The sequence below is a fragment of the Halalkalicoccus tibetensis genome (assembly GCF_037996645.1).
GTDB classification, from domain to species: domain Archaea; phylum Halobacteriota; class Halobacteria; order Halobacteriales; family Halalkalicoccaceae; genus Halalkalicoccus; species Halalkalicoccus tibetensis.
The window spans coordinates 130,364-156,347 of the sequence record NZ_JBBMXV010000002.1 but is presented as its reverse complement, the minus strand read 5'-3'; the positions used below and the strand labels follow the sequence as shown (position 1 = coordinate 156,347).

Below are 25,984 nucleotides of genomic sequence, written 5' to 3'. Positions count from 1 at the left end.
GATGGGGCGGGCGCGGGCTACGCGACGATGATGTCGTCTGCCGCGTCGTCCTTCGATTCGTCCTGCTCGTCCCTATCGGTTTCGACTCCGACCTCGCGGGGCTCGACGTCGGCCTCGGCCTCCGTCTCGTGGCGCGACTCGAGCTCGCGGATCCGCTCGTTGGCCTCGACGAGCTCCTCGGTCAGTCCCCGTACCGTGGCTTCGAGCTCCTCGACCCGCGTCTCGAGATCCTCGACTCTGTTCGACATACGTCCGTTACCTCGCCCGCCGGACATAAACCTGTGTCAGACACATCTCAGGAATACGACCACTCCTCGCCAGCCCCGCCGTACCGTCCCGGTAGCCTTTATGCGATCCGGGCCGAAGCCCGTCCAATGAGTGCGCAGGCGACCCAGGAGCGCGATCTCGCGGTCGTGATCGGGCTGGAGGTCCACGTCCAGCTCGAGACCGACACCAAGGTGTTCTGTGGCTGCTCGACCGATCTGGCCGACGCCGAGCCAAACAGCCACACCTGCCCGACCTGTCTCGGCCTCCCGGGGGCGCTGCCCGTCGTCAACGAGGCCGCAGTCGAGTCCGCGGTGAAGCTCGGGAAGGCCATCGACGCCGAGATCCCCCAGCAAACCCGCTTTCACCGGAAGAACTACTACTACCCCGACCTGCCGAAGAACTTCCAGATCACCCAGTACGACGCCCCGCTCTGTGAGGACGGCGCACTGGAGATCAGCGTCGAGGGCGAGCGTCGGGAGATCGGCATCGAGCGCGCCCACCTCGAGGAGGACCCCGGCAGCCTCCAGCACGAGGGCGGCGACATCGAGACCGCCGACCACACCCTCGTGAACTACAACCGCGCCGGGATCCCGCTGATGGAGATCGTCACCCGGCCCGACTTCCGGGGACCAAAGGAGACCCGCGCCTTCCTCGCGAAACTCGAGGAGGTGCTGGAGTACTTGGGGATCTTCGACAGCCAGCGCGACGGCTCCCTGCGAGTCGACGCCAACATCTCGCTGGTGCCCGGCGAGGAGGTGCGCGAGGACGGCTCGATCGGGGCCGAGGCGCTCGCGGAAGCCAACCGCACGGAGGTCAAGAACATCTCGAGTCACAAAGGGGCCGAGAAGGCGCTGGCCTACGAGGTGACCCGGCAACGAAACGCCGTCCGAAGGGGAAGGGAGGTCGAACAGGAGACGCGCCACTGGGACGAGTCGCGCGGGATCACCGTCTCGATGCGCTCGAAGGAGGAGGAGAAGGACTACCGCTACTTCCCCGAGTACGACCTGCCCGTGTTGCGGGTCTCGGGCTGGAAGGAGGAGATCTCGATCCCCGAGCTGCCCGCCACGCGGCGCGAGCGCTTCCGCGAGGAGTACGGGCTGGGCGGGGAGGCCGCCTCGAAGCTCACCTCCACGAAGCAGGTCGCGGACTTCTACGAGGACCTCGCGAGTGACTTCGATCCCGACCTGGCGGCGACGTGGGTCGCCGACGATCTCCTCGGAGAGCTCAACTACCGCGATATGCTCATCACGGACGTCGAGGACCGCCTCGACGAGGTCCGGCGGCTCGTCGAGCTGGTCGCCGAGGAGGAGATCACCGCGAAGAACGCCCGCGAGACCGTGTTGCGGGAGATGCTCGATTCGGGGGCCGACCCCGACGCGGTCGTCGAGGACCACGATCTGGGAAAGACCGACGCCGGCGAGGTCGAGGCCGCGGTCGAGGAGGCGATCGAGGAGAACCCCGAGGCGGTCGCGGACGTCGAGTCGGGCGACGACGGCGCGATCAACTTCCTCGTCGGGCAGGTGATGGGGAAGACGGGCGGCAGCGCCGACCCCGGCCAGGTCAACGAGCTACTTCGCGAACGCCTCGGCTGACGGGTAGGTATCGCGATCGGAGCGCCGAGGTCCCTTCAGAACAGCGCGGTCGCGACGTCGAAGAGCTGCTGTGCGTAGATCACGCAGGTCTCGCCGATCGGTTCGATGACGTCCAGTTCCGTGGTCGTGACTGCTTCTTCGTCGGCCATTGATCGATTCAACCCCCGCGGGCGCTAATAGGTTTCGGTCGTGACCGGACCATCAGGGTAAACCACTATGGCGCTCGCTCGCGAATTCCCGGTGTCATGTCAGACCAGACGTCCGACGAGCAGGACCTGTCGCGAAACGAGGTCGCGGACCACCTACAGACGCTGGCTCGGGAGCTCCGCGGGGAGGGGCCGGCGGACGTCACCGTCGGCAACAAGAGCGTCGCGCTCGACCCCGCCTCCGTGATCGAGTACGACATCACGGTCGAGGAACGATCGCCGATGCTCGGCGGCGAGCGCGAGACCGTCACGGTCACCCTCGACTGGGAGGTCGAGGAGAACGCTAACTAGCCCGGCCCGCCAGGACGACGTTGAGGACGATCCCGGCAAGTAGGACGAGCGAGCCGAAGTAGAGCCACAGCAGGAAGAGCAACGCGCCGCTGATCACGCCGAAGACGTCCGCGAGCGCCGTTATCGAGACGTAGAACTGGAACAGCGACTGGAGCAGCGTCCAGCCGACGGCCGCCAGCACCGCGCCGGGCAGCACCTCACGGGGCGTGACGTCGACGTCCGGGAAGACGAGATACAGCGGGTAGAACGCGACCAGCAGCCCGACGACGAGCAACAGCGTGTCGACGACCCCCGAGAACCTGAACTCCGGCAGGAACGTGAACAGCGCGACCGTCCCGACGGCGGCGGTGATCGCGAGCACGAGCGCCAGGAGGACGACGAGGCCGTCACGGACCCGGTCGCCGAGCGGCGTCTCGGCGGGGTCGGTGCCGTAGATCGAGGCGAACGCGATGTCGAGGCCGAGGAACATCCTGAAGGCGGCCCACACCAGCACGACCAGCCCGATCGCGGAGCTCCCGACCCAGCTCGCCGCGTCGGTCAGCGCGGTCGCGATCAGGTCCTCGCCAGCGGGGCTGAGATACAGCCGGGTCAGCCTGAGCAGGTAGTTCGCGACGGTCTCGCCGGCGAACAGCGTCGCCACGACCAACACGAGCAACAGCAGCGGCAGCAGCGAGACGAACGCGTAGAAGGCGAGGCTCCCGGCCAGAAACGGGAGGTTCTGTCGGCGCCCCTCCTCGACGACCCCGCGCCCCACCTCGAGCCACCGGTTCATCGCGCCACCCCCGTTCGCCACATCGGGGCCGCGGCGGGCGTATGGCGTCTCACTGTCCCGAGCGCTCCGATCGGCCGAGACGGTCCTCGATCCCGACTACCGCCTCGATCCTGGCCGCGACGGCCGGCGCGAGGAGGACGCCGGCGGCGACGAGCGCGAACCCGACGGTCTCCGCCACCGGGGCGAACCCGCTGGCGAGGCCCGCGGCGACCACCCCGATCGGTATCGCGACGACCACCGCACCCGCGAGGCCGACCGCGGCGGGCGAGGTCGCCCCGTCGCGAACGAGATGCCAGCCGACCAGCGCACCAGCGGTCCCCCCGAGGGTGGCCGTCGTGTACTGGTTGGGGGCGGCGATCGCCATGACGACGGCGAGGCCGAAGGCGACCGCGAACGCCCGCTCGGGGTTCCGGTCGGCGTAGCGAACCATCAGCGCGAGATAGGCGAGGCCGATGGCGATCCCGCCGAGCACGTCGCCCGGGAAGTGGACGCCGAGGACGACCCGCGAGAGCGAGATAACCGCGACGAGCCCGGCGGCGGCGAGATAGCGCGCCCGTCGGGAGCCGACCCGGCCGACGTACGCGAGCACGCCGAGGACGACGGTCGATCCCAGCGCGTGGGCGCTCGGGAAGCCGTAGTTCGCCTCGGCGGCGAGCCAGACGTTCTCGGGCGGGCGGGGGTGGACGAACAGCGCCTTCAGTCCGCTGACGAGCGCGAACGCGCCCAGCCCGACGCCGAGCGCGTAGGCGTACTCCCGGCGCCGGTCGCCGCCCAGCCAGTAGAGCACGACGGCGAGCGCGCCGAGCAGCGCGCCATCGCCGAGGTGGGTCACGGGGCCGGCCGCCTCGACCAGCGGGGCCGGCAGCAGCTCGCGGACCGATCGGATCACCCCGGTCCCGAACAGGACCTCCCGGGCGCCGTCGACTGCCGCCCCGTAGTTCATCGCTCGCTCGTATGCCGCTCGGCGGAATAAGTTCCCGGTTCCCCGACGCGAAACGTTTAGGCCCCGCCTCGGCGTACCGACGCCAACCCCCGTCATGGACCTGATCATCACCGAGAAGGACAACGCCGCCCGCCGGATCGCCGCCATCCTCAGCGGCGACTCGGCCGAGGTCGAGCGGAAGAACGGCGTGAACGTCTATCGCTGGGGCGGGACACGCTGTATCGGCCTGTCGGGCCACGTCGTCGCCGTCGACTTCCCCTCGGAGTACTCCGACTGGCGGGACGTCGAGCCCGTCGAGCTGATCGGCGCCGACGTCGAGAAGACCGCCACCCAGGAGAACATCGTCCGAACCGTTCGCCTGCTCTCGCGCGATGCGAACCGCGTGACGATCGCGACCGACTACGACCGCGAGGGCGAGCTCATCGGCAAGGAGGCCTACGAGATCGTCCGCGACGTCAACGAGGACGCCGAGATCGACCGGGTGCGCTTCTCCTCGATCACCGAGGGCGAGGTGCGAAAGGCGTTCGACGACCCCGACGAGATCGACTTCGATCTGGCCGCGGCGGGCGAGGCCCGCCAGATCATCGACCTCGTCTGGGGGGCGGCACTGACCCGCTTCCTCTCGCTTTCGGCGCGCCAGCTCGGCGACGACTTCATCTCGGTGGGCAGGGTCCAGACCCCCACGCTGAAGCTGATCGTCGATCGCGAACGCGAGATCGAGGCGTTCGACCCCGAGTCCTACTGGGAGATCTTCGCCGACGTCGCCAAAAAGGAGGAGACCTTCGACGCCCAGTACTACTATCTGGACGAGGACGGCAACGAGGCCGAGCGCGTCTGGGACGAGGAGCGCGCGGAGACGGTCTACGAGACACTGAACGAGGCCAGCGAGGCGGGCGTCGAGTCGGTCTCCCGGCGGACGCGGACCGACGCGCCGCCCGCGCCCTTCAACACCACCCAGTTCATCCGCGCGGCGAGCTCGATCGGCTACTCGGCGAAGCGCGCGATGAGCATCGCCGAGGACCTCTACACCGCGGGCTACATCACCTATCCTCGTACTGATAACACCGTTTACCCGGAGGACCTCGACCCCCGGGAGCTGCTCTCAGCGTTCACGGGCAACCGGACGTTCGGCGAGGACGCCGAAACCCTGCTCGAACGCGACGACATCAGCCCCACGGAGGGTGACGAGGAGACGACTGACCACCCGCCGATCCATCCCACCGAGGAGCTGCCGACGAAGGGCGAGCTCTCGGACGCGGAGTGGGAGGTCTACGAGCTGGTCGTCCGGCGCTTCTTCGCGACGGTCGCCGACGACGCCCGCTGGGAGCACCTCAAGGTCGTCCTCGCGGTCGGCGAGCACCGCCTGAAGGCCAACGGGAAACGCCTCGTCGAGCCGGGCTACCACGCCGTCTACCCCTACTTCAGCACCAACGAGAACTTCGTGCCCGACGTCGAGGAGGGCGAGACCCTCGCCCTCGAGGAGGTCACGATCGACGACAAGGAGACCCAGCCGCCGCGGAGATACGGGCAGTCGCGCCTGATCGAGACGATGGAGTCGATGGGGATCGGCACGAAGAGTACGAGACACAACACGATCGAGAAGCTCTACGACCGGGGCTACATCGAGAACGACCCGCCACGCCCCACCAAACTGGCGACGGCGGTCGTCGAGGCCGGCGAGGAGTACGCAGACCGCGTGGTGAGCGAGGCGATGACCGCCCAGCTCGAGGAGGACATGGCCGCGATCGCCGCCGGCGAGAAGGACTTGGACGAGGTGGCCGGCGAGTCCCGCGAGATGCTCGAGCGGGTGTTCGACGACCTGATGGAGTCCCGGGAGGAGATCGGCGACCACCTCCAGCAGTCGCTGAAGGCCGACAAGACGCTGGGGCCGTGTCCCGAATCGGGCCACGACCTGCTGGTTCGTCGATCCCGGCGGGGGTCGTATTTCGTGGGCTGTGACGGCTACCCCGACTGCGAGTACACGCTTCCACTGCCCAACACGGGCAAGCCGCTCATCCTGGACGAGACCTGCGAGGAGCACGACCTGCGCCACGTGAAGATGCTCGCGGGCCGGGGGACGTTCGTCCACGGCTGCCCACAGTGTAAGGCCGACGAGGCCGACGAGGAGGAAGACCGGGTCATCGGCGCCTGTCCCGAGTGTGGGGAGGGTGCGATCCCGCCGAGCGAGCGCGACGGCGAGAACCCCGAAGCGATCGCCGGCGACGACGACGGCCAGCCCGTCGAGGCCGACGGCGGGGAGCTCGCGATCAAGCAGCTCCGGAACGGCTCGCGGCTCGTGGGCTGTACGCGCTATCCCGACTGCGACTACTCGCTGCCACTGCCCCGGCGGGGCGAGATCGAGATCACCGACGAGCACTGCGAGGAACACGGGCTTCCCGAACTTCGCGTCCACTCGGGCGACGAGCCCTGGGAGCTGGGCTGTCCGATCTGTAACTACCGCGAGTACCAGGCCAGGGAGAGCGACTCGGGGACCGACCTCGAGTCGCTCGAGGGGCTCGGCGCGAAGACCGCCGAGAAGCTCGCCGCGGCGGGCGTCGAGAGCCTCAGCGACCTCAAGGACGCGGAGGCCGGGGCGGTCGCCGACGAGGTCGAGGGGATCAGCGCCGACCGCGTGCGCGAGTGGCAGGCGAAAGCCGGCTGAGGACCGTTCTCACTCGCCCCGCGTGTCTTCGGTATGCGGGTCGTACTCGTACTCCCGGAGCGTGTCGGGCTCGATCTCGTCGAGCGCGCGCTCGTGGGTCGCCTCGAGCACGATCGGCGGTGCGCGTCCGGCCTCGCGGGCCTCGATCCAGCGGGGCAGGCAGAGACACCAGCGGTCGCCCGCTTCCAGCCCGGGGAAGTTCATCTCGGGCTGGGGCGTCACGAGGTCGTTGCCCTGCGCTTTGCTGAACTGGAGGAACCCCTCGGTCAGCACCGCACAGACCTCGTGGCGCCCCGGGTCCCGCCGGAGGTGTCGGCAGTGGCCGTCGCGCAGGAAGCCCGTCTCGGGGTCCCCGCCACAGGGGCGCAGCTCGGTGCCGTAGACGTTGCGCTCGGTGTCCTCCTCGCTCATGTGTGTGGGTTCGGTCGAGGCGGGAAAACGGTGGCTACTCGTGACCAGCATCAGTAGGATGCGGAGTTACTTATCGGCCGACGACGGACAGCAACTCGATGGCGCGTGACGAAGCGATCGAGCATCTCACCAGCGAGGACGTGCTTACGATCCACGAGGTCATCGTCGAGTCGAACGACGCTACCGAACCCGGCGTGTCCTCGCGCGGGGACGTCGATTACGTTATCGAGTTCGTCCGCGAAGGGCACTTCGGTCGGGTTCCGGAGACGATTCACGAAAAGGCGTTTCAACTCCTCCGGCTCCTCGTCTCGAACCACCCGTTCGTCGACGGCAACAAGCGGACGGCACTGGCCTCGACGACCGTCTTCTACGCCCTCAACGGCCGTGCGTTCGAGTACGATCGTGAGGTGAAGACGATCCTCAAAGCGTTCGCGACCGATTCGGAAGCGGTCGGCCGGGAGGGGGTGCTCACATATCTTCGGACACACGTCACTCCCCTGTCCTCGGAATATCGCGATGCATACGCCGTCCTCCTAGACGACTCGATCGGTTTCCCGTCCGAGGACAACGGTTATGTCGACGAAGACGGTACGTCCAATTGAGAATGGCCACCGACGAACGCGGCGTCGATTCGGACGACCATCCCTCCCAGCAGGAGAATCGGCGCCGTCTCGTTCGGTTCCTCGCCCGGAAGGACATCGACGACCACGAGGAGCTGTACGAGGAACTCGCACGGGAATAAAAGGTCCGCGATCGTTTCGATTCCGGACATCGGCCAAGTAAGAAACCATGGGGATTCGTCCCCGATCCGTTACGGGTCCCGAACCCCACCGAAGGGGTTTTAGCGCGTCCTTTGAATTGAGTCCGTATGAGCGAAGCGTGGACCGACTGGGATCACATCGTCAAGGTCGATCCCGACAAGGAGCTCGCCCCGGGCGACAGCTTCGAGGACGTCTGTCGGACCGGGACCGACGCCCTCGAGATCGGGGGGACCCTCGACATGACCGAGGAGAAGATGCAGGCGGTCATCGACGCCTGCGCGAAGTACGACGTGGCGCTCTATCAGGAGCCCTCGAACCCCGCGGTGGTCGTCGACGACGACGCGCTTGACGGCTATCTCGTTCCGACCGTCTTCAACGCGGGCGACGTCTCGTGGGTCGTCGGCGCGCACAAGGAGTGGGTCCGCCTCGACGAGATCGACTGGGATCGCACGTTCACCGAGGCGTACATCGTGCTCAACCCCGACGCGAGCGTCGCCGAGCTCACCGAGGCCGACTGCGACCAGACGGCCGAGGACGTCGCCGCCTACGCCGAACTCGCCGAACACATGTTCGGCCAGCCGATCGTCTACATCGAGTACTCGGGCACCTTCGGCGATCCTGAGAAAGTGAAGGCCGCGAGCGAGGCGCTCGACGAGGCGACGCTGTTCTACGGCGGCGGCATTCACGACTACGAGTCGGCGAACACGATGGCCCAGCACGCCGACGTGATCGTGGTCGGGGACCTGCTGCACGAGGAGGGCTGTGAGGCCGTCGAGGAGACCGTCGAGGGCGCGACGGACGCGACGGCCCAGCGGATCTGAGCGGCGGGAACCGACGACGTTTAAGTCCCGCCCGGAGAACGGGGCCGTATGCAGGACCGAACCTACACCGCGGACGCCGAACCCGGCGACCACGCCACGGTCGCGGGCTGGGTCCACGAGATCCGCGACCTCGGCGGCATCGCCTTTCTCATCCTTCGCGATACGAGCGGGAAGATCCAGATCAAGTTCGAGAAAGAGGAGATGGACGAGGATCTCGTCGAAACGGGCCTCGATCTCGCCCGGGAGAGCGTCGTCTCCGTGACCGGCGCGGTCGAGGAGGAGCCCCGCGCACCCACCGGCGTCGAGGTCACGCCCGAGGAACTCGACGTGATCGCGGAGGCCGAGCCCGAACTACCCCTCGACCCCTCCGGGAAGGTCGACGCCGAGCTCTCGACGCGGCTCGACAACCGCACCCTCGACCTCCGAAAGGAGGAGACGAAGGCGCTCTTCGAGATCCGCGCGGAGGTCCTCCGAGCAGTCAGGGAGAGCTTCCGCGAGATCGGCTGTACGGAGATCAACACGCCGAAGATCGTCGCCACGGGGACCGAGGGCGGTACGGAACTGTTCCCGATCACCTACTTCGGCCAGGAGGCGTTCATGAACCAGTCGCCCCAGCTGTTCAAGCAGCTGATGGTCGGCTCCGGGCTCGAACGGGTCTTCGAGGTCGGCCCGATCTTCCGGGCCGAGGAGCACAACACGCCCCGGCACCTCAACGAGGCGACGATGATCGACTTCGAGAGCGCGTTCATCGACCACGAGGAGGCGATGGACGCCTGCGAGCGCACCCTGCTCGCGGCCTACGAGGGCGTCGCGGAGAACTGTGAGAAACAGCTCGAGACGCTCGGCTACGAGGAGTTCGAGGTCCCCGAGGAAGGGTTCCCGCGCCTCTCCTACGAGGAGGCCATCGAGCGGATCAACGCCACCGGCGAGCTCGACGAACAGCTCGTCTGGGGCGACGACCTGCCCACCGAGGGCGAGAAGGCGCTGGGACAGGACGTCGGCGGACACTACTTCGTGACCGACTGGCCTAGCGAGATCAAGCCGTTCTACATCCAGGACTACGACGACGAGCCCGAGCTCTCGAAGGGGTTCGACCTGATGCACCCGCGCATGGAGCTGGTCTCGGGCGGGCAGCGCGAACACCGCTACGACCACCTCGTCGAGGGGTTCGAGGCCCAGGGGCTCGACCCCGAGCAGTTCGACTACTACACGAAGATGTTCAAATACGGGATGCCGCCCCACGCGGGCTGGGCCTACGGCGTCGAGCGCCTCGTGATGACGATGCTCGACCTGGGCAACATCCGCGAGGCGGTTCTGTTCCCGAGGGACCGTCAGCGGTTGTCACCCTGACGGTCCCTCGCTGTTTCCGCGAGACAGGCAGCGCCTGTCGCCGTAGGCGACGGCGTACCTGTCGAGCGGGAGCAGGGAACGGAGCGAAGCGGAGTGACCGCGTTCCCGAGGGATCGCCAACGTCTGAGTCCATAGACGAGGACGTTGAGAGTCAGCGAGGCGAGCGAAGCGAGTCTCACAGAATCGCCAACGTCTGAGTCCATAGACGAAGATGGGGGGACAGCGAGTCTCTCGTCGTCCCCCGCGGACCGTGGGTCGGTGCGGGCGGAACGCGCTGGGCCCCCGGGTTCGTCGGGTGGGCTCCGGCTGCCGGCCGAGGTTTTATTCTCCGTTTCCCCGTAGGTGTGGACGATGACCGATACGAGCGAGCAGGTCCTCGAGGAGGCGCGACAGCACGGCGAGACGCTCACGGTCCGGGAGCTGGTCCGGATGATCGAGCGGTTCCACCGGCCCGAGGGACCGGGGATCACCCACGAGACCGTCGAGGCGTACGACGAGGCGGTCGCGGCTGACGCCGCCCTGCCGTTCGCGGAGGGGCAGATCGTCGCGTCGATCGAGGAGAACCTCTCGGACGGGGAGCGATGGCACGACACCGACGCCTACTACGCGCTGGGTGACGACCGGGTGAGCATCTTCCCGAAGGTCTGGCACGAACGGCTCGCGGACACCGACGACGTCCGGGAGTACGTCGCCGTCATCGAGGACGACACCTCCTCCGAGACCACCGAATCCAACGCCCCGCGGGGTGGCATGGGGACCGGCGTCCCCGAACAGCTGCTGCTCGACGCGATCATCGTGATCGATGGCGTCGAGCGCGAGACGGCTAAAACGCGCCTCGAGAACGACCGCCGGGACGGCGGGCTCGTTCAGGACGCGGACCAACACCCCGCTGCTCGGGTCTACCTCCCCGAAGAAACCGAGGACATGCGCGACGACTGGCTCGACTACTGAACCGCGGAGCGTCCCATCGGGCCACAGCCCGGCCTTAACGACTACATATCGCTCGGCTGACTCGGACCAAACGGCATCTAATCGGATCCATCGGATTTTTTCCCTCAGAACGGAACGTCAATTAGACGACACATATATATGTAGGTGAGGGAACAATTGGGATGCAGAACGCGAATGAATGTCCGTGATTTTACCTTCGAACACTACGGACGACTCCTCGACGCGGCCCTCGACAACGGGTACACGTTTCGGACCGTCCACGACCGAGTGACCGGCCCCGAGCCCGACGAGCCGACGATCGTCGTCCGCCATGACGTCGATCGGAAGGTCGGGACGGCCCGGTCGATGGCCCGCGAGGAGGCCCAACGGGACGTCTCGACGACCTACTACTACCGGACGTCGACGTTCAGCCCCGAGGTCGCCGCCGAGGCCGAGGCGCTGGGCCACGAGGTCGGCTACCACTACGAGGACCTGGTGAAGGCCCGCGGCGACTTCGAGGCGGCCCACGAGCGCTTCGGGCGGAACCTCGCGCGCTTTCGCGAGCACGCCGACGTCACGACGATCTGCCCCCACGGCAGCCCGCTGTCGTCCCACCACAACCTCGACATGTGGCACGGCGAGTACGGGATCGAGCGCTACGACCTGGCCGGCGAGGCGTATCTCTCGATCGAGACGAGCAGCAGCGATCCGGGGAAGCCGTCGTACGTCTCCGATACGGGCCGGAGCTGGGACACGGAGATCTCGGAGTTCGGCCGGATCGACACGACCGACGACCTGATCACGGCCCTCGAGTCCGACGGTTGCGAACAGCTCTACCTGCTCGTCCATCCGGGCCGCTGGTCGCGGAGCCGGTCCGAACAGCTCCAGCGCGTGGCCTGGGACCTGGCCGCCGAGGTCGGGAAGTCGGCCGCGAAGTCGGTCCACGCCCTCGGACGGGGTCCGGGCGACCGGATCGCCCGCGTCATGCGCGAGAGAGTATAACGCTTAACCACCGGGCCCACGAACGACTTCCCAATGAGCGACGATGAGGTAACGGTGTTCGTGCCGGGGCACGTCACCGGTTTCTTCAGTAGCCATCCCGACGACGACCCGTCGAAGGCCGGATCACGGGGGGCGGGACTGACGCTTACCGACGGCGTGACCGTCCGGCTCACGCCCGCCGGACACACACGAACGACCCTCAACGGGGCGGAGATCACCGTCGACCCGGTCGAGCGCGTCTGCGAGGCCCTTTCCGTCTCCGCGCGGATCGAGGCGACCACCGACCTCCCGCTGGGGGCGGGCTTCGGCGTCTCGGGGGCGCTGGCGCTGGGCACCGCGCTCGCGGCCAACCAGGCGTTCGACCGCCAGCTCTCCGAGAACGAGGTCATCAGCGTCGCCCACGGCGCGGAGGTCCGTTCGGGCACCGGCCTGGGCGACGTCGTCGCCCAGGCGCGCGGCGGGGTCCCGATCCGCCTCGAACCCGGCGGGCCGGCATACGGGCGCCTCGACGGCGTCCCCGCGAGCAGCCGCATCGAGTACGTCACCTTCGGCGAGCTCTCGACCGAGTCGGTGCTCTCGGGGGACACCGACCGCCTGAGCGACGCGGGCCTCGAATCGCTGTCGATGCTCCTCGAGGAGCCGACCCTGTCGACGCTGCTGTTCGCCTCGCGGCGGTTCGCCCGGGAGGCCGACCTGCTCACCGACCGGGTGCGCGAGGCCATCGAGGACGTCTCGGCGGTCGGCGGCGAGGCCTCGATGGCGATGCTCGGCCGGACGGTCTTCGCGCTCGGGTCGGGCCTCTCGGACGCGGGCTACGACCCCGCGATCTGTCACACCCACGCCGCGGGCGCGAGCATCATCGACGAGCCGACCATGGCGACGGCCCCCTCGCGGCCGCCGCGGGCGAACAACGTAGGGGATTTGTGAGTCGCCCGTAGAGAGGGGGTATGACCGAGATCCCCGAGGACCACCCGCGCCACGACTCGCTGGTGGCCCGCCATCGGATCGAGGAGGGCGTCGAGAAGGGGCTCACGAGCAAGCAGGGGCTGATCGCCCAGGGACGCGGCGAGGCCTTCGACTACCTGCTGGGCGAGCGCACGACCGAGAGCGCCGACGAGGCCGAGCGCGTCGCCGCGGCGTCCCTCCTTCGGGCGCGCCACCCCGTCCTCTCGATCAACGGCAACGTCGCGGCGCTCTGTCCCGACGAGACCATCGAGCTCGCCGAGGCGGTCGGCGCCGACCTCGAGGTCAACCTCTTCAACCGGACCGAGGAGCGCGTGCGGGCGATCGCCGACCACCTGCGCGAGCACGGCGCGAGCGAGGTCAAGGGGCTGACCGCGGACGCCCGGATCCCGGGGCTCTCACACGAGCGCGCGAAGGTCGACGCCGACGGCATTTACGACGCCGATGTGGTGCTGGTTCCCCTGGAGGACGGCGACCGCGCGGAAGCGCTCGGCGCGATGGGCAAGACCGAGATCGTGATCGACCTCAACCCCCTCTCGCGCTCGGCGCAGGTCGCGACGGTGCCGATCGTCGACGAGATCCTCCGGGCGGTGCCGAACGTCACGCGCCACGCCCGCGAGCTCCGCGAATCGGGGGCCGACCTCGAGGCGGTCATCGCGGGGTTCGACCGCGAGGCCACCCTCGAGGACGCGGAGCGGGCGATCCGGTCGGGCTAGCGGCGCCGACTCATCTTCACGGCCCGTTCGAGGGCGGGGCTGAGCTGGGCGGCGATGTCGGCGTCCTCGGGGGTGAAGGCGTCGGTCAGGTGGAGCGTGGCGAGATACGAGACGACGACGACGACCGGGAGGAGCGCCGCGACCGCGAGCACCGAGTCGAACAGGAGGACGACGCCGACGGCCCCCAATCCGGCCGGGACGGCCGCGAAGACGACCTTCCCGAGGTCCCGAGTCAGCGGGTGGACGTCGTGATACCGGTGGGCTTCCCAGACCGCCAGCAGGCCGTTGACCGTGAGCGCGCTCGCGGTCCCGATCGCCGCGCCCGTGATGCCGATCCGGGGGACCAGCAGGACGCTCACGCCGACGTTGATGATCAGCAGCACCGTCGTGTTGATGAAGACCAGCCGCGAGTAGCCCAGTCCCTGCAACAGGGTGCCGTCGGGCCCGCCACAGGAGGCGCTGATCGTACAGCCGACCGCGAGGATCACGACCGCGGCGGTCGCGACGGTGTACTGGGGGGTGAAGACGACCGAGAGGTACGCGCTCGCGCCGAAGGCGACGATCAGCGTGATCGGGAGGGTCAACCCCGCGATCCAGCGGGTCGCGGTCCGGTAGCGCGTGCGCACCGCGGCGGTGTCCTCCTTGGCCTCGGCGATCAGGGGCTTGAAGATCGGGCCGAGCGAGCTCGAGAAGATCATCAGGTTGGCCGCGAGCGCGTAGCCCACGCGGTAGATCCCGACCTCCTCGGAGCTCTCGAAGTAGCCGATGACGAAGTAGTCGATCTGGCCGAGGAAGATGTAGATGATGCCGGCGAACGCCAGCGGCACCGAGTACCACAAAAGCGGGCGCGGGGAGACCCGAGTCGTCTCGGCGGCGACGATCCGCGGGGCGTTTCGCCACAGGAAGTACGCGCCCGCGACGATGGCGACGGCGAGGCCGACGAGATACCCCCCGACGACCCCGAGCAGCCCGTAGCCCAGAAGCAGCAGGGCGGCCGTGGCGAGCAGCCTGACCGTTGGCCGGATGACGTCGCGCATGTAGACGCGGAACTTCAGGCGCTTGATCGCGCTGAAGCTCGCGAGCAGGGCGTTGTAGACGGCGAGAAACGGGATCGTGACGCTCAGGATGAGCAGCGCGATCCGCAGCGAGGGCTCCTCGAAGGCGTCGGCGAGCACCCCGGCGCTCAGGACGACCACGCCCGCGACGATCCCCGAGGAGAGCAACACGGTCCCGAAAACGACGACCATCACCCCCCTGGCCTTGTCGGGGTCGCCGTCGCTCAGATGCTGGGGGACGAAGTAGTCGATCGCCTTCGGCAGCCCGAGGTTGCCGAACGCCTGGACGAACAGGATGATCGAGGTCGAGAGGATGAACAGCCCGTAGACCGAGGGGCTGACCAGCCGGGTGATGACCGCGACGACGAGGAAGCCGAAGACCTTCCCGATGATGTTGCCGGCGAAGGTGATCGATCCCTCGCGGGCCATCGTCGCGGTCGACTCGTCGCCGCTCATCTACAGTTCCGTGCCGACCTCGAGCTCGTAGTCCTCGACCTCGGCGGCGCGCTCGCCGATATGGGGATAGGAGACCTCGAAGCCCCACTGATCGACCTCGGGGTCGATCTCGACCTGCTCGATGATCGTATCGAGGGTCTCGCCCTCGGCGTCATGGAAGGCCGCGCGGACCTCGACGTAGTTGACCTCGACGTCCTCCTCGACGTCGTCGCGGGGAGCCACGACCCCCCTGACGACGACGCTCTCCCCGTCGGTCCCCGCCTCCTCGCGGACGAGCTCGCTCTCGACGATCTCCACCCGCTCGCCCTCCTCCGGGTCCTCCGGTTCCTCCTCGTCGGGTTCCTCGGGGTCGTCGGAGTCGTCCGGGTCCTCCGGCTCCTCGGGCTCGTCCTCGTCGTCCCCGTTTCCGACACACCCGGCGAGCGTACAGGCGGCGACCGTCGAAGCCAGCAGATCCCGGCGGCGCATTGGGCGCGGTACGGGGTCGGGACGCATATACACACCGACTAATGTGCCCGCCGCCCGACGATCGACCATGACCGACGACCCGTTCCCGACGATCGACGCCGACCGGCTCGACCGGGGTGGATGGGTCCTCGCCGAGCGGACGAGCGAGACGGTGTTCGCCCTCCCCTCGTTCCGGGTCGAGGGCCATACCCGCCTCTACGAACACCCCGGTTCCGAAGCCGCCGAAGGATCCGACGGGGCGGGCGGGGTCGATGGCACGGGACCGCCGCGGCGCTTCTTCTTCGCGACCCGCCTCGACTTCGAACCCCCGCTGTCGAGGCTTGCTTCGACGAGCCTGCTTCCCGTGGTGCGTTCGAGGGCCACGCGGGCGTTCGTCGCCGACCTCGAGGACCGGGGGCTCGAGGGAGTGAAACGGAAGGGAACCCGAAGGACTCGGACCGACGCCGGCGAGCGTGTCCGGCTTACGAGACACGCCGCTCGGATCGACGTCGACGAGGGGAGCGCGGACGTCGAGGCGTGGTGTGGCGTCTGGCTCCACGAGGGGGAGTTCCGGGCCGCGGGCGGGGCCTTCCCGACCGCCGGAATCGACGGCCTTGACCCACACGGGGACCGCGAGGAGCTGTTCGCGTTGGTCCGCGGCGTCGAGTGACGACTTCCGTTCGACGTCCGCGGCGTACCACAACGACTTTGAACCACCATATGGTATCACTGAGTGGTATGAACGAGTACGACCAGTTCAGCGACGTCGGCGAGGCGGACGTGACCCGCGCGATCGGCCAGGAGTGGACCGAGGAGTTCATGGACTTCTCGGACTCGGACGTCATCATCGTCGGGGGCGGTCCCTCGGGGCTGATGGCCGCAAAGGAGCTCTCCGAACGGGGCGTGAAGACGATGGTCGTCGAGAAGAACAACTACCTCGGCGGCGGGTTCTGGCTCGGCGGCTTCCTGATGAACAAGGTCACCGTTCGCCAGCCCGCCCAGGACGTCCTCGAGGACCTCGACGTCGACTTCAAGCCCGCACAGGACTCGGATGGCCTCTACGTCGCGAACGGCCCCGAGGCCTGTTCAGGGCTGATCAAGGCCGCCTGCGACGCCGGCGCGAAGATGCAGAACATGACGGAGTTCACCGACATCGTGATCCGCGAGGACCATCGGGTGGGCGGGATCGTCATGAACTGGACGCCGGTCCACGCCCTTCCGCGGGAGATCACCTGCGTCGACCCGATCGCCGTCGAGGCGGATCTGGTGATCGACGCGACGGGCCACGACGCGATGGCGGTCTCGAAGCTCCACGAGCGGGGCGTGCTCGACGCACCGGGCATCGGCGATGCGGCCGAGAGCGCCACCGGAATGGACCAGACCGACGACGACACCTACGGCGCGCCGGGCCACGACTCGCCGGGCCACGACTCGATGTGGGTCGGCGAGAGCGAGGACGCGGTCGTCGAGCACACCGGGTTGGTCCACGAGGGGCTGATCGTCACCGGGATGGCCGCCGCCACCACCTACGGGCTCCCGCGGATGGGCCCGACCTTCGGCGCGATGTTGCTGTCGGGCAAGCGTGCCGCCCAGGCCGCCCTCGACGAGCTCGAGGTCGACGCCGACCCCGTCGAGCTGACCGACCGGCAGGCCGCCGCGGCCGCGAGCGACGACTGAGCGGCGATGGTCGAGCGCCTCACGCTGTATCGCGCGCCGACGACCGCCTGCGACGTCGCGGGGATCGCCGACTGGCTCGAGGATCGGGTCACCTGCGAGATCGAGGTCCGCGACCGATTTCTCGATCTCTACGGGGGCGAGGACCTCCCGGAACGGTTCGCCGAGGCGCGGGTGCTCGACCCCTACGACCGGGAGACTGGAAACACCATGCTCGGAACGGTCCGCTACGAGGAGCGCGCTCTGGAGGAGCCCGAGCGCGCGGGCGGCGTGCTGTATGACGGCCTCGCGGTCCAGCGCGCGCTCAACGACGCGCTGCCCGCCGAGGAGCGCGAGCTCTCGCGTCTGCACGTTCCGGTCCTGGATCGTGCGCTCGCGACGTGGGGCGACCACGACGGACGGTGGCACAAGCGGGTGAACGTCCTCGGCCAGCCCGCGCCGATCTCGGTGCCGGGCCTCTACGAAGCGCCCGCGAAACCCGAAGCATATTACAAGGAACAGCAGCGCCACGCGATGCTCTCGGGCGACACCCCGCCCCGGGAGGTGCTCGAAAACGAGGTCGAGGGAGAGTTCCTCGTCAACGAGGATCCCCGGACGACGGAGGCGCTGGCGGGCTACGCCCTGAGCGCGTATCACTACCTCGAGACGGGCGAGGCCTTCTGTGAGGATCCGGGCTGTCGGCTCTACAACGCGCATCGCCAGCCCGAGCTGATCGAGGCCCAGCTGCGCGAGCCCGAGTTCTGTGCGAGGCACGCCGAGTCCTACGAGGCGTGACGAGTACAGCGCCAGCAAACGCGGTTTAGCGTTTGCGCCGTTCTGTGCGAGGCACGCCGAGTCCTACGAGGTCTGAGACCGAGTCGACTCGGGGGGATCGGATCGCGGGAGTTATCTCGCCGGTCCGTTTCGACTCATCCAATGGGCGAGTTCTCCTCGGACATCCAGGTCAGGTTCCGCGACATCGACGCGATGGGCCACGTGAACAACGCCGTCTACGCGACCTACGTCGAGCAGGCGCGCACCGAGTACTTCAAGGAGGTCCTCGAGACGGGCCTCGATTCGGTCTCGACGGTGCTCGCGACCCTCGAGCTCTCCTACGAGCGCCCGATCCTCCTCGAGCAGTCGGTGACCGTCGAGATCGACGTCCCCGAGATTGGTCGCTCGAGCCTCCCCATGGAGTACGAGATCTTCGCGGACGGCGAGCGGGCGGCGACCGCCGAGTCGGTCCAGGTCTTCCTCGACCCCGAGACGGAGAAGCCCCACCCGATCCCCGATCGCTTTCGCGAGCGCATCGCGGCGTTCGAGGACTTAGACGACGCGGCCGGCGGTCAATCGGACTAACCCCAGCGCGCCGTCGTCGTGCACCGTGCGCTCACACCGGCGTTCGAGCGCGCCGTGTCCGGCCGCGACCCGTTCGTCGAGTACCCCGGTGGGATCGTCGAACCGGCGCTTGTGGGGCGTCGAGGCGTAGACGAACGCCCGGAAGGGGAGGTTCACCAGCGGACCGTAGGCCCGTCGGCTCCGGGCGGCGTTGAGCAGGGCGACCCGCCCGCCGGGCCCGACGAACTCACACCAGCTCTCGACCACCGCCTCGGGATCGGGGAACATCCCGACGACAAACGTGGCGACGACCGCGTCCGCTTCCCGTAGAGGGGGCTGAATCGCGTCCCCGCGTACGAGGTGGACGTTCTCCCACCCCTCCCGTTCGACGTGCTCGCGTGCCCGGTCGAGCACGCCCGCCGAGAAGTCCACGCCGATCACCGTCCCTTCGGGGCCGACTTCCTTCCTGAGGTAGGCGAGGTTCGCGCCGGTCCCACAGCCCATCTCCACTACCGTGTCTCCCAGCTCGAGCTCCAGCGCCTCCGCGGTCCGTTTCCGCAGTCCGGCGATCCCGGGGATCGATCGGGAGACGTGGTCGTAGAGCTCCGCCCACCGGGTGTAGAAGTCGGCGGCACTCATCGCAGGAGGGGTTTGATCGACTCGACCACCGCGGGGGCGTCCTCGCCGAGGACGTAGATCACGGGTTCGATCCCGAACCCGCCGGTCTGGGCGAGCACCGTCGCCTCGGGCTCCGAACCGAGCGCCTCCGTGATCGCCTCCTCGAGGTCGTCCTCGCCGTCGAACTCGACGACGGTGTGGCCCGCCTCCGAGAGCAGCGCCGACAGCGAGGGCTCGTAGCGGACGTTCAGCGCCGCGTTCGCGTCGCTGCCGTGTTCGCGGGCGGCGAGCAGGACGCTCGCGACGTGCTCGCTGACCCCGAACTCGGGGTCGCCGGGGATGGTCGCGCGGCCCTTCACGTCGAAGATCCGCCCCGGCACGCCCGCGACGTCGTCGATCGTCACGGCCTCGGGGGTCGCCTCGACGAGGTTCGAGCCGACGTTGGGGATCAGGCCCGCGAAGCCGCTCGCGTTCTCGAGGCCCCGAAGCCCCCGGCGGACCGACGAGAGCACCCGTTCGGTGGTCCGGAGGTCGCTCTCGGGGTCGTGGATCCGGAACTCGCCGTCGTACTCGGCGAGCTCGGGCATCGCCTCCTCGTGGAGCGTCGCGAGGAGGTCCCCGCGGGTCTCGAGGCGGCGGATCAGCACCTCCGCCTCGACGAGCGCCTGGACCCGGCTCATGTCGCCGGTCGACAGGCCTTCCCCGACGTGCTCGATCAGCTCCACGACGCGCTCGTCCTCAAGGAACGCCTCGCGCCGGGCGACCTCGCCGTGGGCGTACTTCGAGACGGCGCTCTGGCTGATCCCCAGCAGCTCCGCGACCTCGCTCTGGGTCAGTCCCCGATCGCGGAGGTCCTCGGCGAGCATCGACCGGAACGTGGGTAGGAACTCCTCGACGACGACCTCCTCGACGAACTTCATCGCCCCTCACCCCCGAACTCCTCCGAGTTCCTCGGCGAGACTCGCGCGTCCTCGCGGCGCTCGGACGCCCGCTGATCACCTCCGAACTCGTGATCGCCCTGGATCCGCGAGGCCTGGGGTCCGCGTTGGTCCTGGTACTTCGAGCCCCGATCGCTCCCGTAGGGCCGTTCGGCGGCGTTCTTCATCTCGGTGAAGACCAGCTGACTGATCCGCATGCCGGGGGTGAGCGCGACGGGCGCGGTCCCCAGGTTCGAGAGCTCCAGCGTGATCTGGCCGCGATACCCGGGATCGCACAGCCCCGCAGTCGCGTGGACCACGATCGCGAGCCGGCCGAGCGAGGAGCGCCCCTCGACGTTCGCGAGCAGGTCGGGCGGGATCTCGACGCGCTCCTTCGTGGTGCCGAGCACGAAGTCGCCGGGATGGAGGACGAACTCCTCGCCCTCGTCGATCACGGTCTCGGAGACGTACTCCGAGACCTCCTGCTCGCTGCCGGGATGGATGCAGGGGATGTTCGCGCGCTGGAACTCGAGGAACTCGTGGCCGAGCCTGAGGTCGACGCTCGCGGGCTGGATCTGCAGGTCGGGGTCGTCGAGGGGTTCGACCACGAGGTCGCCCTCCTCCAGTCGGCGGAGGATATCGGCGTCCGAGAGGATCATACCCCAACGGATCGGGCGATAGGGTGTAAATCTTCTCTTGGGGAGCGAGTAGCCACCGCTATAACCCCCGCGCCACCGAGTGAGGGTATGAAACAGGCGATCGTCGCCCGGACGGACATCGGCATGGGACAGGGGAAACTCGCCGCGCAGGTCGCCCACGCCTCGCTGTCGGCCTACCAGGACACCGATCCGGGGGCACGAAAGGACTGGCAGGGCGGCGGCCAGAAGAAGGTCGTCCTGAAGGCCTCCGGCGAGAGGGAGATCTTCGAGCTCGCGGATCGCGCCGAGCGCGAGGGCGTCCCCCACGCGGTGATCCGCGACGCGGGTCATACCCAACTGGAGTCGGGGACCGTAACGGCGCTGGCGGTCGGGCCCGCCGCCGACGACCGGGTGGATCGGGTGACGGGCCACCTCTCGCTGTTCTGATCCGGCTCGCCGCGACCCGCCCGCTTTACCGGCTCGCTCCCCAACTGGAACCATGAGCGAAACCACTTCCCGGGAGGAGCGGCTCACGGTCTACGCCGACTACGTCTGTCCGTTCTGCTATCTCGGCCGCCAGTCCCTCGAACAGTATCGGGAGAGCCGCGAGAACAGGGTAGAGATCGACTGGCAGCCCTTCGACCTCCGAAGCGACAAGCGGGGGCCGGACGGCGAGATCGACCACTCGGTACCCGACGGCAAGGACGAGGAGTACTTCGAACAGGCACGCGAGAACGTCCGGCGCCTACAGGAGGAGTACGGCGTCGAGATGGCCCAGGAGATCGCGACGGAGGTCGACTCGCTTCCCGCACAGGCCGCCTCGCTGTACGTCAAGGAGGCCCATCCCGACCGGTGGGAGGCGTTCGACGGGGCGATCTACGCGGCGCTCTGGAAGGAGGGGCGGGACATCGGGGACCGGGACGTCCTTTCGGAGCTCGCCGAGGAGGTCGGGCTCGATCCGGAGGCGGTGCTCGACGCGATCGACGACGAGGACCTTCGCGAACGCCTCGACGGGCGCTTCGCCGAGGCGCGCGAGCGGGGCGTGACGGGCGTGCCGACGTTCGCGTACGAGGGGTACGCCGCCCGAGGGGCGGTGCCGCCCGAACAGCTCGAACGGCTCGTCGAGGGGACGTGACTCAGAGCCCCGCGAGGAACCCGAAGCCGTAGTAGGAGGCAGCGGTCAGGACTACCGTCCAGAGGGCGATGCTCGCGGTCAGCCACGTCCCGACGGCCCGCTTTCCGGAGCCGGCCGTGAGCGCGATGAGCGCGGCGAGATGGACCCCGGTGATCAGCGGCGCGGACAGCGCCAGCCCGGCCAGCCCGTAGCGGTCCCAGACGTCCCGTGCCCGGCCCCGCGAGCGGATCCCCGGCGTCGCCTCCCGTCGCCGGCGTCTCGCCAACCAGGACCGCGTCCGGTCGTGGAAGACGAGGACCGCGTAGACCGACAGCGCGTTCCCGAGGAAGGCGAGGGCGGCGACGGCGACGGCGTTCATCCCGAGGCCGATCCCGACCGGGATCACGAGGAAGATCTCGAACCACGGGATCGCGGCGAACAGGAAGACCAGCGCGTATCTCAGCGGCCCACCCGTTTCGACGAACAGATCGGTGGCCGAACGGGCGAAAGCGGGTTCGATGGCGATCAGGGTGGTCAGTACGACCACGGCGACGGACCAGGATAGGGACCTGCCGCTCGGGATCGGCGTGGAACGCATCGTCATCGTCTCAGGCCCCGATCGTTTTAGCCCCTATCGATCGCCGGCTCGTGGTTCCGAGGGGTATTTCCACGCGCGGGACCACCCCTCTCCCATGGACGCGGCGCTCGGCGCACCCGAGAAGATGCGAGCGCGCCACGAGGAGCTGACGCCGATGATGCGCCAGTACTGCGACCTCTGTGCGCAGTACGACGGGTCGCTGGTGCTCTTTCAGGTGGGCGACTTCTACGAGACGTTCTGCGAGGCCGCCGAGCTCTCGGCCCGACTGTTGGAGATCACGCTGACCAAACGCGAGGACAGTACTGGAAAATATCCGATGGCGGGGATCCCGATCGACAGCGCCGAATCCTACATCGAGACGCTGCTCGACGCCGGGTTCCGCGTGGCGGTCGCCGACCAGGTCCAGGACCCCGAGGAGGCGAGCGGCGTGGTCGATCGCGCGGTGACGAGGATCGTCACGCCGGGCACGCTGACCGAGGACGAACTGCTCAGAAGCGAGGACAACAACTACGTCGCGGCGCTCGCCCACGGAAGCGGGGGCGGGGACGAGTACGGGCTGGCCTTCCTCGACGTTTCGACTGGCGACTTCGTCGCCACGGGCTCGGACTCAGAGGAGACGATCCGCGACGAGATCAGCCGCTTCGCCCCCGCGGAGGCGATCGTCGGCCCCGAGTTGGAGGGGTTCGACGGGTTCGACGGCGACTGTATGGTCACGCCGTACGACCCCTCGGCGTTCGACCTCGGAGAGGCCCGCGCGCTGCTCGATTCGTACTTCGGCGTTCCTGAAAAACGCCTGGCGAGCGACGCCGAGATCGGCGCCTGCGGCGCGCTGCTCTCGTATGCCGAGTACGCCCGTGGCGGGCAGGACGGCCATCTCGATTACCTCAACCACCTCACCCGCTACGAGCCCCGCGAGTACATGCTGCTGGATCGGGTCGCGCTCCGTAGTTTGGAGCTGTTCGAGCCCCGGGCGGTCGGCGGCGATAGCGAACACACCCTCCTGGGCGTGCTCGACGAGACCGCCTGCGCGCTCGGCCGGCGAAAGCTCACTGACTGGCTGCGCCGGCCCCTGCTCGACCCGGGTCGGATCGAGGCTCGCCTCGATGCCGTCGAGGAGTGGACGACGCTCGTGGGAGCCCGCGAGGAGGTTCACGCCCTCCTTTCCGACGTCTACGACATCGAGCGCCTGATCGCGCGGGTCTCGCGGGGTCGGGCGAACGCCCGGGACCTGCGCGCGCTGAAGGACACCCTCGACCGGGTCCCGGAGATCCGCGCGGCGATGGAGGGCGTCGAGAGCGACACCCTCCGTGAGCTGCGGGGGGATCTCGACGAGCTCGAGGAAGTACGGGAGCTGATCGACCGGGCGATCGGCGAGAGCCCGCCGATCGAGATCACCGAGGGCGACGTGATCGCGCCGGGCTACGACGCGGACCTCGACGAGCTGCGCGAGACCGAGCGCGAGGGCAAGGAGTGGATCGATTCGCTCGAGGCCCGCGAACGCGAGCGAACCGGGGTCGACTCGCTGAAGGTCGGGTTCAACCAGGTGCATGGCTACTACATCGAGGTCACGAACCCGAACCTCGATCGGGTACCCGAGGACTACACCCGCAGACAGACGCTGAAGAACTCCGAGCGCTTCTACACGCCCGAACTCAAGCAGCGAGAGGACGAGATCATGGCCGCCGAGGAGCGCGCCGACGACCTCGAGTACGAACTATTCGTCGAGGTACGCCAGGAGGTCGCGGACGAGTCCGAGCGGGTGCAGGCGGTCGCCGAGACGCTCGCGACCCTCGACGTCCTCGTCTCGCTCGCGGAGGTCGCCGCGAAGTACGGCTACGTCCGTCCCGAGATCGCCGAGGAACCGGGAATCGACATCGAGGGCGGCCGACACCCGGTCGTCGAGCGCGCCCAGGAGTCGTTCGTCCCCAACGGGATCGAACTGGCGCCCGACGACCGCCTCGCGGTGCTGACGGGCCCGAACATGAGCGGGAAGTCGACCTACATGCGCCAGGTCGCGCTGATCGCGATCCTCGCCCAGATCGGGAGCTTCGTGCCCGCGAGCCGGGCCCGGATCGGGATCGTCGACCGGGTGTTCACCCGCGTGGGCGCGAGCGACGACATCGCGGGCGGCCGGTCGACCTTCATGGTCGAGATGAGCGAGCTCGCGACCATCCTCAGGGGTGCCACCGAGCGATCGCTGGTCCTGCTCGACGAGGTGGGACGGGGAACGAGCACCGCCGACGGGCTGGCGATCGCGCGGGCGATCACCGAGTACGTCCATAGCGAGGTCGGCGCGCTGACGCTCTTCGCGACCCATCACCACGAGCTTACCCACCTTGCGGACGAACTCCCGGGCGCGTTCAACCTCCACTTCGCGGCCACGCAGACCGACGACGGCGTCACCTTCCGCCACGACGTCTCGCGGGGGGCCGCCACGGCGTCCTACGGGATCGAGGTCGCCCGCGCCGCGGGCGTGCCCGACAGCGTCGTCGAGCGCTCGCGGGCGCTCGTCGCGGAGGGCGCTCCGGAGAACGCGACCGACGGCGGCCGCACCGTCGACGACGACCGTGCGGGGTCGCCCCCGGCCCCTTCGAAACCGATGTCCGATCCCCTCATCGAGGAGCTGCGCGAGCTCGACGTCGCGAACATGACGCCGATCGAGGCGCTGACGACGCTGGATCGGCTGAAGCGCGAGGTCAACGAGGATTAAGGGGAGAGCGAGACGAACTCCCGTCCGTTCGTCGCGAGCAGCCGGCGGGCCCGGTCCGTCACCGAGGGCGCGACCAGGATCCCCCTGACCTCGACGCCCGCGTGGAGGTCCCGTTCGAGCGCCTCGACGTAGCGGTTCAGCTGGCCCACGGCGTCGGGGCCGACCCGCCGGCGTTTCAGCTCGAGGATCACGACCCGTCCCTCCCGGTCCTCCCCATAGACGTCGACCGCGCCAGCCGGGGTGCTCCGCTCGGTCGCGAGCGGCCGAAAGCCCGGTTCGATCAGCTCCGGTTCCTCGAGGATCCGGCGTTTCATGTCCTCCTCGGTGCCCGCCACCGAGAGGTTCGCGCCGTCGTCTCCCGTTTCGAAGACCGCCAGATGAGCGATGTCGGTGAACCGCACCACGAGCTCCTCGTCGGGGTTCTCGCGCCGGCTGTGGAGTTCGAGGGCCCCGTTCTCGAGCCGCGCCTCCTGCTCGCTGCCCGGCGGCTGCCAGTTGACTGGCTTCTGGCCCTCGTCGGTGTGGACCAGCACCGTTCCGTCGGGTTTGCACATGACGTGGCGCCGTCCCGGCCCCAGACTGCTCGCCGCGCGGCCGTCGTACTCGACGGTACACTCGCCGAACAGCGTCGCCAGCGCGCCCCGGTCGATCGCCCCCGCCAGCCGGCCGTAGGCCTCCTCGACGCTCGGCTCCGAGAGCGCGACGGTCTCCTCGGTCGCTGTCACTGCCTCCCCTACCGGCTCCGCGGGTAAA

The 25,984-nt window shown here is 68.6% G+C and carries 29 protein-coding genes; 18 read left to right on the top strand and 11 right to left on the bottom strand.

Annotated elements, in window-relative coordinates:
* Positions 1-17: 17 nt before the first annotated feature.
* Positions 18-248: a DUF7518 family protein gene (locus WOA58_RS06105; RefSeq protein ID WP_340603288.1), complete on the bottom strand. Its 231-nt coding sequence runs from the start codon at positions 246-248 to the stop codon at positions 18-20.
* Positions 249-374: 126 nt separating this feature from the next.
* Between WOA58_RS06105 and gatB the strand changes: the two genes are divergently transcribed.
* Both gatB and WOA58_RS06095 read left to right on the top strand, forming a co-directional pair.
* A complete protein-coding gene (gene gatB / locus WOA58_RS06100) occupies positions 375-1,859 on the top strand; it encodes an Asp-tRNA(Asn)/Glu-tRNA(Gln) amidotransferase subunit GatB (RefSeq protein ID WP_340603287.1) in 1,485 nt (494 codons plus the stop codon).
* Positions 1,860-2,104: 245 nt separating this feature from the next.
* Positions 2,105-2,356, top strand: a complete 252-nt coding sequence (locus tag WOA58_RS06095) for an amphi-Trp domain-containing protein (RefSeq protein WP_340603286.1) — start codon at positions 2,105-2,107, stop codon at positions 2,354-2,356.
* Here WOA58_RS06095 and WOA58_RS06090 read toward each other — a convergent pair.
* Positions 2,349-3,128, bottom strand: a complete 780-nt coding sequence (locus WOA58_RS06090) for a YihY/virulence factor BrkB family protein (RefSeq protein WP_340603285.1) — start codon at positions 3,126-3,128, stop codon at positions 2,349-2,351. The two genes, WOA58_RS06095 and WOA58_RS06090, sit on opposite strands and share 8 nt — an antisense overlap.
* A 49-nt stretch (positions 3,129-3,177) precedes the next feature.
* Entirely contained in the window at positions 3,178-4,071 is an 894-nt protein-coding gene (locus tag WOA58_RS06085) for a phosphatase PAP2 family protein (protein ID WP_340603284.1), read from the bottom strand.
* 94 nt (positions 4,072-4,165) lie between these two features.
* Between WOA58_RS06085 and WOA58_RS06080 the strand changes: the two genes are divergently transcribed.
* Entirely contained in the window at positions 4,166-6,733 is a 2,568-nt protein-coding gene (locus WOA58_RS06080) for a DNA topoisomerase I (RefSeq protein WP_340603283.1), read from the top strand.
* A gap of 9 nt (positions 6,734-6,742) precedes the next feature.
* Here WOA58_RS06080 and WOA58_RS06075 read toward each other — a convergent pair whose 3' ends face one another.
* Positions 6,743-7,144: a DUF2237 family protein gene (locus WOA58_RS06075; RefSeq protein WP_340603282.1), complete on the bottom strand. Its 402-nt coding sequence runs from the start codon at positions 7,142-7,144 to the stop codon at positions 6,743-6,745.
* A gap of 98 nt (positions 7,145-7,242) precedes the next feature.
* Between WOA58_RS06075 and WOA58_RS06070 the strand changes: the two genes are divergently transcribed.
* The 8 genes from WOA58_RS06070 to WOA58_RS06035 all read left to right on the top strand — a co-directional run bounded on the left by WOA58_RS06070 (position 7,243) and on the right by WOA58_RS06035 (position 13,687).
* The gene (locus tag WOA58_RS06070; RefSeq protein ID WP_340603281.1) at positions 7,243-7,746 is read left to right on the top strand and encodes a type II toxin-antitoxin system death-on-curing family toxin; all 504 of its coding nucleotides are present in this window, start codon (positions 7,243-7,245) and stop codon (positions 7,744-7,746) included.
* 2 nt (positions 7,747-7,748) lie between these two features.
* Positions 7,749-7,886 (top strand): hypothetical protein, encoded by a 138-nt coding sequence (locus WOA58_RS06065; protein WP_340603280.1) that lies wholly within the window; start codon positions 7,749-7,751, stop codon positions 7,884-7,886.
* Between the two features lie 126 nt (positions 7,887-8,012).
* Positions 8,013-8,726 (top strand): phosphoglycerol geranylgeranyltransferase, encoded by a 714-nt coding sequence (locus WOA58_RS06060; protein ID WP_340603279.1) that lies wholly within the window; start codon positions 8,013-8,015, stop codon positions 8,724-8,726.
* A gap of 48 nt (positions 8,727-8,774) precedes the next feature.
* Entirely contained in the window at positions 8,775-10,076 is a 1,302-nt protein-coding gene (aspS, locus tag WOA58_RS06055; RefSeq protein WP_340603278.1) for an aspartate--tRNA(Asn) ligase, read from the top strand.
* A gap of 351 nt (positions 10,077-10,427) precedes the next feature.
* Positions 10,428-11,027 carry a hypothetical protein gene (locus WOA58_RS06050; protein WP_340603277.1) on the top strand — a complete coding sequence of 200 codons (600 nt, stop codon included), beginning with the start codon at positions 10,428-10,430 and terminating at the stop codon, positions 11,025-11,027.
* 174 nt (positions 11,028-11,201) lie between these two features.
* Positions 11,202-12,008 carry a hypothetical protein gene (locus WOA58_RS06045; protein ID WP_340603276.1) on the top strand — a complete coding sequence of 269 codons (807 nt, stop codon included), beginning with the start codon at positions 11,202-11,204 and terminating at the stop codon, positions 12,006-12,008.
* A gap of 33 nt (positions 12,009-12,041) precedes the next feature.
* Entirely contained in the window at positions 12,042-12,935 is an 894-nt protein-coding gene (locus tag WOA58_RS06040; RefSeq protein ID WP_340603275.1) for a pantoate kinase, read from the top strand.
* Positions 12,936-12,955: 20 nt separating this feature from the next.
* Positions 12,956-13,687 (top strand): 4-phosphopantoate--beta-alanine ligase, encoded by a 732-nt coding sequence (locus tag WOA58_RS06035; protein WP_340603274.1) that lies wholly within the window; start codon positions 12,956-12,958, stop codon positions 13,685-13,687.
* Here WOA58_RS06035 and WOA58_RS06030 read toward each other — a convergent pair.
* Complete coding sequence (locus WOA58_RS06030; RefSeq protein WP_340603273.1) at positions 13,684-15,198, bottom strand: flippase; 1,515 nt, start codon at positions 15,196-15,198, stop codon at positions 13,684-13,686. The genes WOA58_RS06035 and WOA58_RS06030 overlap by 4 nt on opposite strands.
* Complete coding sequence (locus WOA58_RS06025; protein WP_340603272.1) at positions 15,199-15,666, bottom strand: FxLYD domain-containing protein; 468 nt, start codon at positions 15,664-15,666, stop codon at positions 15,199-15,201. It lies immediately after the preceding gene.
* A gap of 67 nt (positions 15,667-15,733) precedes the next feature.
* On the opposite strand from WOA58_RS06025, the gene WOA58_RS06020 reads away from it, so the two are divergent.
* The 4 genes from WOA58_RS06020 (at position 15,734) to WOA58_RS06005 (ending at position 18,657) form a co-directional block, all read left to right on the top strand.
* A complete protein-coding gene (locus WOA58_RS06020; RefSeq protein WP_340603271.1) occupies positions 15,734-16,315 on the top strand; it encodes a hypothetical protein in 582 nt (193 codons plus the stop codon).
* Positions 16,316-16,383: 68 nt separating this feature from the next.
* Positions 16,384-17,322 (top strand): sulfide-dependent adenosine diphosphate thiazole synthase, encoded by a 939-nt coding sequence (locus tag WOA58_RS06015; RefSeq protein WP_340603270.1) that lies wholly within the window; start codon positions 16,384-16,386, stop codon positions 17,320-17,322.
* Positions 17,323-17,328: 6 nt separating this feature from the next.
* Complete coding sequence (locus tag WOA58_RS06010) at positions 17,329-18,093, top strand: DUF7001 family protein (RefSeq protein ID WP_340603269.1); 765 nt, start codon at positions 17,329-17,331, stop codon at positions 18,091-18,093.
* 141 nt (positions 18,094-18,234) lie between these two features.
* Positions 18,235-18,657, top strand: a complete 423-nt coding sequence (locus WOA58_RS06005) for an acyl-CoA thioesterase (protein ID WP_340603268.1) — start codon at positions 18,235-18,237, stop codon at positions 18,655-18,657.
* Here WOA58_RS06005 and WOA58_RS06000 read toward each other — a convergent pair.
* The 3 genes from WOA58_RS06000 to dcd are packed head-to-tail and all read right to left on the bottom strand — an operon-like array spanning position 18,625 to position 20,830.
* Complete coding sequence (locus tag WOA58_RS06000) at positions 18,625-19,275, bottom strand: class I SAM-dependent methyltransferase (protein WP_340603267.1); 651 nt, start codon at positions 19,273-19,275, stop codon at positions 18,625-18,627. The genes WOA58_RS06005 and WOA58_RS06000 overlap by 33 nt on opposite strands.
* The gene (locus WOA58_RS05995) at positions 19,272-20,174 is read right to left on the bottom strand and encodes a thiamine-phosphate synthase family protein (protein WP_340603266.1); all 903 of its coding nucleotides are present in this window, start codon (positions 20,172-20,174) and stop codon (positions 19,272-19,274) included. Before WOA58_RS05995 ends, WOA58_RS06000 begins: the two co-directional genes overlap by 4 nt.
* Positions 20,171-20,830, bottom strand: coding sequence for a dCTP deaminase (gene dcd, locus WOA58_RS05990; RefSeq protein WP_340603265.1), 660 nt, complete (start codon positions 20,828-20,830; stop codon positions 20,171-20,173). The genes WOA58_RS05995 and dcd overlap by 4 nt, the downstream gene beginning before the upstream one ends.
* A gap of 87 nt (positions 20,831-20,917) precedes the next feature.
* On the opposite strand from dcd, the gene pth2 reads away from it, so the two are divergent.
* Entirely contained in the window at positions 20,918-21,256 is a 339-nt protein-coding gene (gene pth2, locus WOA58_RS05985) for a peptidyl-tRNA hydrolase Pth2 (protein ID WP_340603264.1), read from the top strand.
* Between the two features lie 52 nt (positions 21,257-21,308).
* Positions 21,309-21,944: a DsbA family oxidoreductase gene (locus WOA58_RS05980; RefSeq protein WP_340603263.1), complete on the top strand. Its 636-nt coding sequence runs from the start codon at positions 21,309-21,311 to the stop codon at positions 21,942-21,944.
* Between the two features lies 1 nt (position 21,945).
* Here WOA58_RS05980 and WOA58_RS05975 read toward each other — a convergent pair whose 3' ends face one another.
* A complete protein-coding gene (locus WOA58_RS05975; RefSeq protein WP_340603262.1) occupies positions 21,946-22,470 on the bottom strand; it encodes a small multi-drug export protein in 525 nt (174 codons plus the stop codon).
* A 145-nt stretch (positions 22,471-22,615) separates the two neighbouring features.
* On the opposite strand from WOA58_RS05975, the gene mutS reads away from it, so the two are divergent.
* The gene (gene mutS, locus WOA58_RS05970; protein WP_340603261.1) at positions 22,616-25,231 is read left to right on the top strand and encodes a DNA mismatch repair protein MutS; all 2,616 of its coding nucleotides are present in this window, start codon (positions 22,616-22,618) and stop codon (positions 25,229-25,231) included.
* On the opposite strand, the gene nucS is transcribed toward mutS, so the two are convergent.
* Entirely contained in the window at positions 25,228-25,956 is a 729-nt protein-coding gene (gene nucS, locus WOA58_RS05965) for an endonuclease NucS (RefSeq protein ID WP_340603260.1), read from the bottom strand. The two genes, mutS and nucS, sit on opposite strands and share 4 nt — an antisense overlap.
* Between the last annotated feature and the right edge of the window lie 28 nt (positions 25,957-25,984).